Here is a 12,606-nt window from a genome sequence, read left to right as displayed (position 1 = left end):
TCGGCCGCACGCCGAATCAGGGACGGATCGCGCCGGGCGTCACACCGAAGTAGCGCTTACAGATCCGCGTGAGGTGCGCCTGATCGGCGAATCCCACCGCGACCGCCACCTCGGCGGGCAGCCCACCGGCCAGCAACAGACGGCGTGCATGATTGGCGCGCAAGCGAAGCAGATAGGCGTGCGGCGGCAACCCGTACGCGCGCCGGAACGCGGTGATCAGCGTGGCCCGCGGAATCCCGGACACGGCCGTGAGTTCGGCGACCGTCACCGATTCGGTCCATCGATCGTGCAGCAGCTCGCGCGCCAGCTCCACGCCCCGGCGCGGCCGTCCATCGCCCGTGAGCTCACGTCCGCCGCGCGCATGCCGTGCGAGTACCGCACCAAGACCCGTGAGCAGCAGGGACTCCGCGGTGAGTGGATCACCGGCCTGCTCCTGCGCCCGATGCACGCATCGCATGCGCGCGAAGAGCTCGTCATCGCGCACCGCCGTTTCCGGGAACCAGACCTCGCTCGTGCCCAACTGGGCACCGGCCAGCTCCTCGACCAGGTCGGTGTCGAAGTAGAACATGCGGTAGCGCCAACCGGATTCGACCGCCGCGAATCCGGTGTGCACCTGCCCGGGATTGATGATCACCAGCTGACCGGCCGGAATCACCACCGTGCCGCCCGCCATATGCAGGCCCTCCGCGCCCTGTTCGATGACGCCCACCGACAGCTGATCGTGACTGTGCCGGTCGAAGGTGAAGGTCTCGAATCGCGCGGCGAGCAGATCCACCTGGGAGCTGGCGTCGGCGGTCCAGAGCCGAGCGTGCTCACCTGCCGATCCCACTCGCGCAGGCTAGCAAACCGGTGGTTGTTGGATCGGCGGTGCGGATTCCGGATGCCGAGGTTGGCGTGCTCGGTCCCCCCGCTGGCGTGCGATGCCCGCGATCGGTGCCGGATTCCGCGCATAGACTCTCGCCGTCCATACGATTCGAGGGGTCCGACAGATGAGAACCGAACGCTTCACCTTCACCAACGACGGCGATCAGCTGGTGGGAGTGCTGCACCTGCCCGAGGGGAGACCGGTCGGCGCGGTCGTCACCACCGGACCATTGACGTCGGTCAAGGAGCAGGCGGCGGGGGCGTACGCACGGGCGCTGGCCGAGCGCGGATTCGCCGCCCTCGCCTTCGACCACCGGACCTTCGGTGAAAGTGAAGGCCAGCCGCGGCAATTCGAGAACCCGTTCGGCAAGGCCCAGGATATCCAGCAGGCCGTGACGGCGCTGCTCGCCGATGAGCGGACCCGGGAGCTGCCGGTGGTCGCGGTCGGTGTATGCGCCGGAGCCGGATATATGGCGCGCGCGGTCGCGGACGATCCGCGCATCCGGGCGTTCGCGGGAGTGGCCGGGTACTACTCCGATACCACCGCCGCCCCGCCGAGCCCGGAGGCCATCGCCCGGGGCCGCGCCGCCGAGCAGGTGTGGCGCGATACCGGTGTCGCGGAGATGATTCCCGCGGTCGCGCCCGATGGCGGCGATGTGGGAATGCCGCTGCGCGAGGCGTACGAGTACTACGGCACCGCTCGCGGTGTGGTGCCGAACTACACCAACGGGTTCGCCGTCCAATCCTTCGCTTACACAAGCGAATTCGACACCATCGAGGCCGCCGCTCGACTCGCCGTCCCGTATGTGATGGTGCACTCGGAGCATGCGCTGGCCCCGGCCTTCGCCCGCAAGTTCTATGCGACGGTGTCGAGCCCCAAATCCGAGCTGTGGCTGGAATCGGTGGGGCAGATCGACTTCTACGACGATCCGCGGCTCATCGATGCCGCCGCGGACGCGGCCGCGCAGCTGTTCCGCTCAGTTCTGGTGGGTTGAGAGCAGCCGGAAACTGCCCGGGCTGCGACCGGTCCACTGGGTGAACGCGCGGCGCAGCGCCCGGGCATCGGAGTAGCCGACCCGGGCGGCGACGGCCTGCACGGTGAGATCGGTATCGCGCAGTAGATCGGTGGCGCGCTGCCGCCGCACCTGTTCGACCTCATCGCGCCAACTGGTGCCCAGGTCGGTCAATCGGCGTTGCAGCGTGCGCGGACTGACGGCCAAGCGCGTCGCGATCGTGCCCAGACTCAGATCACCGCGGGTCAGCGCATCGGACACGGCCGCGTGAAATCGGTCCAGCCAGGACGGCAGCAGCCGGGCCGAGGCGAGTGACAGCCGGGCGTAATCACACAGCAGATCACCCAGGCCCGGATCACCGGAGGTGGGCAGGCGGCCGATGTCCAGGAAACAGATCTCCGAGTGCGAGGCACCGAATTCGATTCTGCCGGTGCCGAATTCGTCGATCAGGTGGTTGCGCCGCGCGGTAGTGAGATGGGTGAACGCGACTCGGATGGGGATGATGTGCTCACCGGTGGCCTCGCGGATTCGGCGCAGCACCAATGCGAGTACGAACTCCTCCACCGGTACGAAGACCGGGTCGGCCTCCGCGGCGACGCCGACACGGACGGTGAGCAGGCCACCATCCTCGATCACCTGCCAGTCGACGCACGGATCGGTGACCGCCGAGCGCAATTCCATGACCGTGCGCAGACTCTCGGCCAGCGTCGGGCGGCTGGAGAACAGGTAATCCCAGACGCCGAGGCTGCCGAGTCCGGCGGCGGCGCTGGCGCACAGACCCGCCCCCGGTCCACCGGCGAAGCCGATCATCTCCCACATCCGCCACGCGGATTCGATAGGCACCCGTAATCGATCGTCCCCGAACATCGACGAATCCACCGCGATGCCGCCGGAGAGTTGTGCCTGCGACACCCCCAAGGTCAGGGCGGTTTGCTGGAGTACGAGCGCGGTACGAGTAGGGATGGTGCCTTCGATCACCGGCGGAGTGTAGCGGTCTTTAGATACCGAACGGTTTTCTTATTGAGTGCAACAGCGATCGCCACGATCGCGGCCGCCGAAACCGGTGCGCAGGAGGGGACTACCGTGCCGCGACAGCACCGGCCTCGGCAGCGCGAATCGCCTTGCCCAGTGCGGTTTCCTCGAAATCCGCGCCCGGTCCGGTCGGCATCACCGCGCGCACCACCTCGGCGGCATCGGCCGCCGCGGTCGGGTCATCCCCCACCAACCGCACCGCGACCTGTCGCGCGATCCCCGCCAGATCCGCCGCCACCAGCTCCGCCGCCTCCGGTCCGGCGCTCTCGCGAATCTGCGAAACCAGCTGTCTGTCATAGACATCGGTGAGCTGCCCGATGATCTCCTGAAGCTCTCTTCGACCGGTCATACCCCGCCTTCCGCCGCGTCCGGCCACGGCCGACGCTTCCTTGCGATGTCGAGGGCATCATTCCCCACATCGACCTCCGGACGGCGCATCAACACTGTGAGGTTGGCATCACAACCGATTCGTCCCGGCGTTATCTCACGACTGCTCGGATTGCCAGTCCCTGCCGAACAGGGTCAATTGCGAAGGGTCGCCGTCACCTTCGCCGTAGAGGGTGCGCAGGCAGCGCACGCAGGTGACGCCGGCGCGGGTGGGCTGCAGGGCGGTGGGCGACCAACCTGCCACACCGGTATGGCATAGCAGTTCGGGCACCTCCTCGGATCCGACCCACTGGCCCAGGCCGACCGCATGCACCGTGCGCCCGTTCCGGACGATGGCGTGTACTCCGGGGTCACCGAATTTCGCCCGCGCGAATGCGGCCAAGGGGGCGATGTCAGTCATGTTCTGGACGATACGGACACGGTACGACACCGGCGGCGAACCGCACCGGTACAACACTCCCGGGACACTCGGGTTATCGGACAGCCCCGGGGCCATCACCCAGGCATTGTCGTGAATCGCACATAACTTATGACATCGATGGCGGACCGTCGATACCGCCAGGATCTCCGACGATTACCGAAGAAACCCGGATCGACTTCTGCTGATCTCCGCCCGCCCCGACCTCCCCGCCGCCGAAGCCCGCCTCCTGGTCCACGCCGCGCTGGCCTTGGTGGTGGACCTCGGCCGCCGCTTCGGCTCCACCCACCCCTGCTGCTCCGAACGCCACGTCACCCACCTGATGCGGACCGTCCTGTTCGAACAGGCGCCCCGGCGAACTTCTCCGCCACGCCTACCGCTGCCCGATTCCGTTCCAGCCCAAGGGGAGTAGGACGCGCAGGGTGCGGATCTCGTCGACGAGATCGGCGTAGCCCTCCTGGACCTGGGCAAAGCGCAGCGCGGCGTCGTGGTGATGTTGGGCGCTGTCGCTGTGGCGCAGGGTCCACTGCATTTGGGCGTAGGTTGCGGCGAGATGGCTGATGACCTCACCCAGTGAGTGGGTGTGGCGGCGTCCGGTGGCGGGGCGCGGGAGATGAAAGGCCGACCACTCGTCGATACGGCCGATGAGGGTGCCGACCCGGCCGCGAGTCACGGTTTCGTCGAAGTCGGACGGGCGGCGGGTCGCCGAGATCGCGACGGTGATGAGGGTGGCGTGTAGATCGGCCAGTTCACGGGCCCACTCGATCAGCGGGGAGCCACCCTGGAGGGTACCGGCGATGGCGAGGAGTAGTTGCCGGGCCTCCAGCAGACCCTCGGCGGCGAGCAGGCGATCGCGGTAGGGTTCGCGGTCGTTGGGCGGGATAGCGGTCACTCCGACTCGGACGATGGTGCTCGATTTCGGTCTCATGGAACGACATCCGATGCTTCCAGGGGCAGTGCGCAACGGGTGAAGGTGCGACCGCCGTCGATGAAACGCTGCGAACTCTCACACAGCACGGCCAAGGACGCAGCGATCTCGTCCATTCGCGGATGCGGCTCCTCGAGCTCGACCACCAGCTGTCCGCTCGCCGTTCCGAGCAGCCGGATCACCGCGGGCGCGATATCCGACGGGAATTCCAGCACACCCGCGGTCGGCCGGGTCGGATCGTTGATCATTGCCGCGTAGATGGAATCGACGGATTGGACGGCCGCGATCCTGCCGAGGCGGAACAGTTCGGTGGCCGCGTCGAGTTGGGCCACGGCCGGGATCGACCCGAGCCGGGACTCCACCAGCACCCGCGCGTCCGTGTAGGAGGGGGAAAGCGGCTCGTCCGGCTCGTCGACAATCGCGTCGAGGTGGTGAATTCTCATGCGCGCCTTGGCAAGTTCGGCGACCGCCGCACGGCCGGAGGGCCCGAGGTCGGCCAGATGCTCGCGTGAGGGCACGATCAGGTGCGCACCCGGCACACCGGCCGTCGTTTCGATGATCTGCCACAACACCTCCGCGCGGGGCCAGGGCCGCAGGACCTGCTCCAGGTCCACCCGCCAGGACCGCGCGATCTCCACCAGACGGCGCTGCGTCGTCGCGGCCGGATCGTCGCGATCGAGTTCGGCGAGCATCTCGCGGAGCAGCACCTCCGCGGCGATCGGCTCGAAAACGACTGTGCCCTCACCGAATCCGGCGTGTGCGGCGTAATCGTGAATCATGGGCGCCACCCCGCGCCGGAGATCGGCCGGCAACAGATCCACCCGGGCATATCCGAACCACATGAGAGTGCTCCCGCGCTTGTTCCGGCCGCGCGTCACATGCCCGAGCGGCGGGCGTGGGCATCATCTGTGGTCATACCACGAGTCAAGCGGGATACAAGCTCTGCGGCAATGACATTCGACAGGTCAGATGCGGACGGGGCGGCCGGTCCGCATGACATCCGCCGATCCGATCAGGACATTCGACGAATGTCAGGTATGACAGATGACGCTTTCCTAGGCTGTCGCGAGCCGATGTCGGATCGGTGAACGTGCCCGGTGCGGTGTGGTATCGAGGGCTTGACGGATGTCCTGACAGATATCACGCACATCGGAGCGCGGTGAGGTCAAGGTGGCGATATGCACCAACCGGCCGAGCCGGTCGGCGACCCGTCCACTGTCGACCTCGCTGGTCAGCCGCAGCGAGGCGGTGGCGAACGACACCGCCTCATCGATCTGACGCAGCCGGAACGCCCCGGTGGCGATGGTGATGTTGTCGAACAGAATGCTGCGCGCCGGTCGCCCGGGCGCGCACGCGGCCAGCGATTCCCGTGCGCTGGCAACGGCTTTGAGCGTGTACTCCTCCGCGGCCCGGCCGGTCGCGGTCAACGCGTACTCGTTGTAGATCACCGATTGCATACCAGTGAACTCACCTGGGCTGAAGAACACCCGGGTCCACGGATCGACCAGATCCCCGACCCGAGTGATCTCGTCCTCGGCGCGCGCGAGGGCGAATCGCATCCGGCTCACATCACCCATCATGGCGTGCGCCCAGGCCTCATTGGCGTACAGCCGAGCCGATTCCCCGCCATTGGCCGCGTCCTGGGCGGGCAACTGCCCGAGCTGGAACATACGGAGCGCGGTGCGCGGATCATGTTCGATCAAACTGATCCGGCCCAGCACATACAGGGTCGAGGCGACCAGGCTGTCCGCGCCCGCCCGACGCGCGAAAAGCAGTGCCATCGTGGCATATTGGCGCGCACGATGTTGGTCACCGACATCGTGGCAGGCCCAGCCCAACAGGCGAGCCAGATCCGCGGAGGCGACCAGCATCGAATGCTCGCGGGCCTGTCCCCGGTACCGGGCCAGCAGTGTCGTCGAGAGCTTCAGCAGGTTGGTGGCGGCGTCCGCGACGGCGGAGCCGCCGTGCCGCTGGTCGATTTCACGCAATCTGGCGGTGGCGTCGCGCACGAAGTCATGATCGGGTTCGGGGCCGGGGAAAGATGTCCCGGGTTCGGGCTCACCGAGGGCCGGAAGCCACGGAATCAGGACATCGGGAGAGCCGACCACCGCGCTGGCGAGTGTCTCCAGAAAGGTCGGATCGGTGTCCCGCACTTCACCTCTGGGCACGTCGCCGGTCGAACATGACATCATCCCCGACTCGGACCTGACATTCGCGGACGCGACCTCGATATCCGGATCCGGCGCACCCACGGCCGCCAGCAAATCTCGATAGGTCCGGTTCGGTCTGCGCACCTCGCCGAGTTCCCACCGCGCGATATGCCGCTCCGAACACGCGGCATTGATCCCGAGCCGACGCGCCCGCTCATTGATCAGCTCGGCGAAATCCGCACGGCTGAGCCCCAATTCGGTACGCCGGTACACCCGCAGCGCTCGGCCCCAGTCCCCCGCGGCGTGCGGGTCGCCGTGTCCGGCGTAGGGGTCGGTGACATCCATTGCGGCGCCGCCCTTCTCGGCTAACTCACACGTAACCGGCCGGTCACGGTTCGGATTCACGCTCGGCCACTTCCGCGTAATAATCGTGCCCGATAATCTATCCTGATAATCAGATTTGCGAAACTTGAAGCGGCTCTAGGCGAAGCGGCCCGATACGGTGGGGAGCCATGGCGAGAACCGCGCGAAAAGTATTGCTGGGCAGGGAGATCGATGCGATGCTGCGGCGCGCGCGAACCACCCAGGCCGAGGCGGGCAAACTCATCGGGGTCAGCCAATCCCGCATCGCGGCCGCGATCGCGGGCACCGGCAATCTGACCGCCGAGGCGCTCGACACGCTCGCTCGCAAACTCGGCATCTCCGATGAGGACTACATCCGAATCCTGTTGGACCTGCGCGAGGACAGCCATCGCCGGGGCTTCTGGAACTCGGGTTACCGCCGCGCCTATATCGAGGAGCTCCGGCTCCTGGTCGATCTGGAGAATGTGGCCGATCGCCTGCGTGAGACCGGGGCGGAGATCGTGCCGGGCCTACTCCAGCACCCGAGCTACATCCACGCCCTGCATGAGCCCTTCCAGCCCGATCCCGGCGATCCGGACGCGGTGACGGTCGAGGATTACGTGCGGGCCCGGACCGCGCGCCAGCAGATCCTGTTCAAACGCGGGGCGCCCGAATTCCACGCCATCCTCTCCGAATCCTGCCTGCGCCGAACCTACGGCGGCGACAGCGTCATGCTCGATCAACTCGGTCACCTCATCGAGCTGTCCCATCGCCCCAATATCCAACTCCAGGTCATGCCGTTCACCCATCAGGCCCCCGGGGCGGGCATGGAGGACCGCTACATTCTGGTCCGAGTCCCCTCACCGGGCGCCGCGGGCGATCTCGAGATGGTGGTCGTCGAGGCGCAGGGCGAGATTCGCTATATCGACGACAAACCCGCCGTCGGCATCCGCGATCGCATCTTCAACCGCCTGGCCATGACCGCCCTCGGCCCGGCCGACTCGCGCCAGTTCATGGAACACCTCGCCCGCGGCCTGCGCAGCCGCCCCACCGTTCATCGCCAGCCCTGATCGCAGAGGAAATACGATGTCCAGCAATGACTTCGAACCCCGCCCGATAGACACCCACAAGCCGAGTCCGGCACGCATCTACCACCATATGATCACCGGTGAGGTGATCTTCGAATCGGATCTGCCATTCATCCACCGGCTCTACGAGGAGATCCCCTTCTACCCGCTCTGGGCTCGGCACAACCGCCGATTTCTCACGCGCGCGGTGCGATACATGATCGACAGTGGCATCCGCCAGTTCCTCGATATCGGATCCGGGCTGCCGACCGGCGGCAATACCCATGAGGTCGCCCGCTCGCTGGCTCCGGACGCCCGTGTCGTCTACGTGGACAATGACGAGGAGGCGATCAATCGGGCGCGAGATCTGCTGCGGGAGCACGATCTGCTCGACAGCACCGTCATGATCGACGCCGATCTACGCGATCCGGCGAGGATTCTCGAACACCCGGAGACCCGGCGCCTGATCGACTTCTCCGAACCGGTTGGGCTGCTGCTGGTTTCGGTACTGCCCTGGGTGCCCGATGCCGACGATCCCGCCGCACTGCTGGCCCGGCTGCGCGCGGCCGTCGTCCCCGGCAGCCAGCTCGCCATGACCCATGTATCCCTCCAGGACGCGGGCCAGGAGATCAAACAGCAGGTAGCCGCCGGTGCGGCGGTCTTCGGCGATACGAGTACACCGGTCACCCTGCGCACCCGCGAGCAGTTCGAAACCTGCTTCGACGGTTGGAAACTCGTCGAACCGGGCATCACCTACGCCACGGACTGGCATCCCGATCAGCCGGTGGACACCACCGACTACGCCCGTCCATGCAACTTCGCCGCTATCGGAACCCTCCCCTGAGGCGAACAGATAGATGTGCGGCGCGACAACGGAGGTCGTCCGCGCAGTTCGAAAGGATCCACCATGCTGTCGACACCCACCGCCGGACAATTCCGCAAGGCCAGCACCAGCTCCCCGCAACAGGCATGCGTCATGGTCTACCGAGACGACCACCGCACCCTCGTCTGGGATGACAAGCTCGCCACCGTCGACACCGCGCATACGAGCGTCCCGCTCGATCAATGCCTGAGCTTCGACCACGACCAATTCGAAGTCATCCTGGAGGCGATCCGAGCGGGCACACCCGTGCGGCGAATACTGTTGATCGCCTGCACCACCGACGGACGCTACGAGTTCAGCGCGGCGCCGGAGTACGCGCCGACCGCCGGATCCGCGAGGCTGGTATTCGACCACCGCGAGTACTCGGCGTTCGTCGAGGCGGTGCGGCGGAACGAATTCGGCCGATCAGCCTTCGCGGCCAACTGAAGTCGGCCCCCTGCGGGCATGACTCGGACCGGTTCAGGGTTTGCGGCCGATACCCGCCCAGTACCAGGCGCTTTCGGCCTCGGCGACCGCGACGGGGCGATCGGTGAGCTCGGGGCGCCAGGTGGCGACGGGAACCAGGCCCGGATCGATGAGGGTCGTTCCGGCGAACAGATCGCCGGTATCGGACTTGCTACGGGGATGGAATCCTATACCGGAGGACTCCGCGGCCGCCTTGACCCCGGCCATCGCCTCGGGAGCGAAATCGGCTGTGGGGTGCGTGATTACGACATAGCTGCCGGAGGGCAGCGCATCCAGCAGTTCGGCGATGATCCGCTGCGGGTGGTCGTCGTCGGAGAAGTACATCATGATGGCCACCAGCATGATCGCGACCGGTTCGGACAGGTCCAGGGTGCCGGTGAGATCGGGATGATCCAGGATCGAGCGCGGATCGTGCAGGTCGGCGTGGATGAACCGGGTGCGGCCCTGCGGGGTGCTGTCCATCAACGCGCGCGCATGGGCGAGCACGATCGGATCCTTGTCCACGTAGACCACGCGGGCGTTGGGGTCCGAACTCTGCGCGACCTCGTGAGTGTTTCCGGCCGTGGGTATTCCGGTGCCGATATCGAGGAACTGGGTGATCCCGGCGTCGGCGACCAGGTAGCGGACCGCCCGGGCCAGAAAGGCGCGGTTGGCGCGCGCCATGGTTTTGATGGTGGGGACATGCTCGGCGATCATGTCGCCCAGTGCGCGATCGGCGGGGTAGTTCTCCTTGCCGCCCAGCCAGTAATCGTAGACGCGCGCCTCGTGGGCGATGGTGGTGTCGATCTCGGTGGGCAGCGGTGTGCCGAGAGAGTTGTCGGACATGAGATCTCAGTTCTGCTAGAGGAATTCAGCGGATGGTTCGAGCTGTGGAGACGGAGGTTCGGAGCGTGTCGAGGAGATCGGCGGTGTACTCGGGCGGAGCGGCGCACACCGACAGCCGATCCCAGATCGCGTTGAACCGGTCCAGATCGCCGGTCTTGTCGAGGAATTGGGCACCGGCCAGGTGCTGAAGATAGGCGATATCGCTCAACTCGGTGGCGGCGAACCGCAGCAGGGTGAAGGCGGTGTCACTGATGGCGGGACCACCGACATGGTCGGGCAGCACCTGCACGGTGATGTCGGGGCGCGCCGCCAACTCGGCGAGGTGATCCAGTTGCGAATGCCACATCGCCGAGCCACCGATCTGGCGGCGCAGGGCGGCCTCCTCGATGACGAACCACAGTTTGGGCGAACCGGCGCGAATCAACAGCTGCTGGCGCCGTACCAGCAGTTCGACACGCTGCCCGATCTCGCCCGCCGATTCGCGATGGGCGATCGCGAAGATCGTGTGCGCGTAAGACGGAGTCCGCACCAGTTCGGGCATCAAACTCGGTGCGTAGCAACGGATCAGGGCGGCCGAATCCTCGAGTGCCAGATAGGTGTCCGGGCGCGCGGTGGTCAGATCCGCGCCCGCCTGCCAACGTCCGACGGCATTGGCCCGGTGCGCCAGGCGCAGATACTCGGCGCGTGCACCGGCATCGTGCACACCGTAGGCGGTGAGCAGATCATCGATATCCATCGCGCGAAAGCTCACTCGACCGGCCTCGAGCCGGCTGATCTTCGAATGCGAAGCCCGGATCACCCGGCCCGCGGCGTCGCCGCTGATCCCCGCCGCCTCGCGCAGCCTGCGTAATCGCAGCCCGAGCACCCGGCGCAGTAAGGCCGGATCCTCATCCGGATCTTCTCGGGCATCCGCGCCCGGTACCGCGGTCAATTTCTCGATCACTGCCACTCCTGTCGGCATAGGCATCGCGAACCTGAGTGTGCCACAACATATTACAGGGCACCCTTCAAATGCTTGCACGTGCCGATGCACGTGCACTGCGCTATTCTGTGCGCGGGGATCACACCCATCCCCGTTGGGGGCCGCAATGAAGACAGGCGAAACCACTCGAGGATTCGACTTCGATACCTACGACAGGATCGGGATCGCCGAGGTTGTCAGTACGTACGGCATGGACGCCGTACACCGCCGGATCGAACTACTGCGCCGCACCGGAATGCACTACGCCGCAAAGGCTATCGAACGCGAGCTCGAAGCCGCACAACTCACCGAGCCGTCACGACTGCTCCGGCGGCGATCGGCGTGAAACCGGAATCCGCCGTGCCCGATCACCTCGATCGAGCGCGGCGGTCCGACGGCTTGGTCGGCATCAGATCAGGGCTCGGTGCTTACGCATTCGGTGCCGCACATTCCGCATCATCGACGTGGTTCCGGCGAAGCGAATGAACTTGGGGACGAAGCGATTCACGAACCCGACGAAGACGAACAGGTGCTCGAACCTCCGCTGATCGGCCGCGCTCCACTCCACCCCCATGGCCGCGCGGAAGTGTGGTGCGAGGTATCCGGCGGTGAGGAACCGCAGTAGACCGCCGAAGATCACCCGCAGATACCAGTGGATCATCCGCAAACGCAGCAGATCATCGATATAGGCGCGGACCTCGGGATCGACCGCCACTTCCCGACACGCCTCATTCCAATAGATATCGAAATCGGCGCGCGTCCGCTGGCGATGCGCGATATTCACCGCCGCACGGAACTCCGCCTGCTCCTGCGGCGAGCCCAGGATCGCCACCGCCAAATACGAAGCGGTGGTGCGCAACCGCTTCCACGGATGCGCCATCAGCGAACCGGATTCGACCTTGCTCTCGAGCACGCCCCGCCCGACACCGGGGACCGCCAGCTGCATCGCCACATTGGCCGCGGCACCGGAGAACTGCCAGAAGTCGAGCGCGTCCTGTAGCTGCGGCAGCCGCTTGGTCTCCGACCGATGGATCGACGGAATGCGAATGCGCGTCTGCGCATTGGTCAGCGGCGCGTCGTCGTACTGCGGCTCAGGGGCCGCGGTCATAATTGTCCCCTCAGCGCGGAGATGCGCGAATGCCCATTAACTTAACGGCAATCGACTATGCGAGTCAATGCTCGATTAGGTCATGTGAACAGCGATCAGCCCATTCTCACCAGGCATTCCGTGCTGGATTCACCAGTAACATGGTTGACCTCCACGGGTCGCT

The 12,606-nt window shown here is 66.2% G+C and carries 16 protein-coding genes; 5 read left to right on the top strand and 11 right to left on the bottom strand.

All coding sequences use genetic code 11. The annotated features are described in order from the left end of the window. Positions 1–16 precede the first annotated feature (16 nt). The gene (locus OHB26_RS27665; RefSeq protein WP_330180178.1) at positions 17–829 is read right to left on the bottom strand and encodes an AraC family transcriptional regulator; all 813 of its coding nucleotides are present in this window, start codon (positions 827–829) and stop codon (positions 17–19) included. Positions 830–989: 160 nt separating this feature from the next. Between OHB26_RS27665 and OHB26_RS27660 the strand changes: the two genes are divergently transcribed. Next, the gene (locus tag OHB26_RS27660; protein ID WP_330180177.1) at positions 990–1,859 is read left to right on the top strand and encodes an alpha/beta hydrolase; all 870 of its coding nucleotides are present in this window, start codon (positions 990–992) and stop codon (positions 1,857–1,859) included. On the opposite strand, the gene OHB26_RS27655 is transcribed toward OHB26_RS27660, so the two are convergent. From OHB26_RS27655 to OHB26_RS27625, 7 genes are all read right to left on the bottom strand, one after another. Further along, on the bottom strand, positions 1,842–2,855 hold the full coding sequence (locus tag OHB26_RS27655; protein ID WP_330180176.1) for an AraC family transcriptional regulator: 1,014 nt from the start codon (positions 2,853–2,855) through the stop codon (positions 1,842–1,844). The two genes, OHB26_RS27660 and OHB26_RS27655, sit on opposite strands and share 18 nt — an antisense overlap. A 100-nt stretch (positions 2,856–2,955) precedes the next feature. Continuing rightward, positions 2,956–3,258 (bottom strand): hypothetical protein, encoded by a 303-nt coding sequence (locus OHB26_RS27650; protein ID WP_330180175.1) that lies wholly within the window; start codon positions 3,256–3,258, stop codon positions 2,956–2,958. 135 nt (positions 3,259–3,393) lie between these two features. After that, complete coding sequence (locus OHB26_RS27645) at positions 3,394–3,696, bottom strand: hypothetical protein (RefSeq protein WP_330180174.1); 303 nt, start codon at positions 3,694–3,696, stop codon at positions 3,394–3,396. Between the two features lie 127 nt (positions 3,697–3,823). Continuing rightward, positions 3,824–4,024, bottom strand: coding sequence for a hypothetical protein (locus OHB26_RS27640; RefSeq protein WP_330180173.1), 201 nt, complete (start codon positions 4,022–4,024; stop codon positions 3,824–3,826). 63 nt (positions 4,025–4,087) lie between these two features. Next, a complete protein-coding gene (locus OHB26_RS27635) occupies positions 4,088–4,642 on the bottom strand; it encodes a hypothetical protein (protein WP_330180172.1) in 555 nt (184 codons plus the stop codon). Beyond that, the gene (locus OHB26_RS27630) at positions 4,639–5,484 is read right to left on the bottom strand and encodes a hypothetical protein (protein WP_330180171.1); all 846 of its coding nucleotides are present in this window, start codon (positions 5,482–5,484) and stop codon (positions 4,639–4,641) included. Before OHB26_RS27630 ends, OHB26_RS27635 begins: the two co-directional genes overlap by 4 nt. Positions 5,485–5,697: 213 nt before the next feature. Continuing rightward, entirely contained in the window at positions 5,698–7,137 is a 1,440-nt protein-coding gene (locus OHB26_RS27625) for a helix-turn-helix domain-containing protein (protein ID WP_330180170.1), read from the bottom strand. 167 nt (positions 7,138–7,304) lie between these two features. Between OHB26_RS27625 and OHB26_RS27620 the strand changes: the two genes are divergently transcribed. The 3 genes from OHB26_RS27620 to OHB26_RS27610 all read left to right on the top strand — a co-directional run bounded on the left by OHB26_RS27620 (position 7,305) and on the right by OHB26_RS27610 (position 9,510). Continuing rightward, a complete protein-coding gene (locus OHB26_RS27620) occupies positions 7,305–8,204 on the top strand; it encodes a helix-turn-helix domain-containing protein (protein WP_330180169.1) in 900 nt (299 codons plus the stop codon). 16 nt (positions 8,205–8,220) lie between these two features. After that, on the top strand, positions 8,221–9,045 hold the full coding sequence (locus OHB26_RS27615; RefSeq protein WP_330180168.1) for an SAM-dependent methyltransferase: 825 nt from the start codon (positions 8,221–8,223) through the stop codon (positions 9,043–9,045). A gap of 63 nt (positions 9,046–9,108) precedes the next feature. Continuing rightward, positions 9,109–9,510 carry a hypothetical protein gene (locus OHB26_RS27610; protein WP_330180167.1) on the top strand — a complete coding sequence of 134 codons (402 nt, stop codon included), beginning with the start codon at positions 9,109–9,111 and terminating at the stop codon, positions 9,508–9,510. A 33-nt stretch (positions 9,511–9,543) separates the two neighbouring features. On the opposite strand, the gene OHB26_RS27605 is transcribed toward OHB26_RS27610, so the two are convergent. After that, a complete protein-coding gene (locus OHB26_RS27605; protein ID WP_330180166.1) occupies positions 9,544–10,374 on the bottom strand; it encodes an SAM-dependent methyltransferase in 831 nt (276 codons plus the stop codon). Between the two features lie 25 nt (positions 10,375–10,399). After that, entirely contained in the window at positions 10,400–11,317 is a 918-nt protein-coding gene (locus tag OHB26_RS27600) for a helix-turn-helix domain-containing protein (RefSeq protein WP_330180165.1), read from the bottom strand. A 145-nt stretch (positions 11,318–11,462) separates the two neighbouring features. Between OHB26_RS27600 and OHB26_RS27595 the strand changes: the two genes are divergently transcribed. Beyond that, positions 11,463–11,681, top strand: a complete 219-nt coding sequence (locus tag OHB26_RS27595; protein ID WP_330180164.1) for a hypothetical protein — start codon at positions 11,463–11,465, stop codon at positions 11,679–11,681. A 63-nt stretch (positions 11,682–11,744) separates the two neighbouring features. Here OHB26_RS27595 and OHB26_RS27590 read toward each other — a convergent pair whose 3' ends face one another. Then, positions 11,745–12,443, bottom strand: a complete 699-nt coding sequence (locus OHB26_RS27590; RefSeq protein ID WP_330180163.1) for an oxygenase MpaB family protein — start codon at positions 12,441–12,443, stop codon at positions 11,745–11,747. Between the last annotated feature and the right edge of the window lie 163 nt (positions 12,444–12,606).

The sequence above is a fragment of the Nocardia sp. NBC_01503 genome (assembly GCF_036327755.1).
GTDB lineage: Bacteria > Actinomycetota > Actinomycetes > Mycobacteriales > Mycobacteriaceae > Nocardia.
Note: the sequence above shows the minus strand (reverse complement) of the source record. Positions and strands in the feature narration are given on the sequence as shown.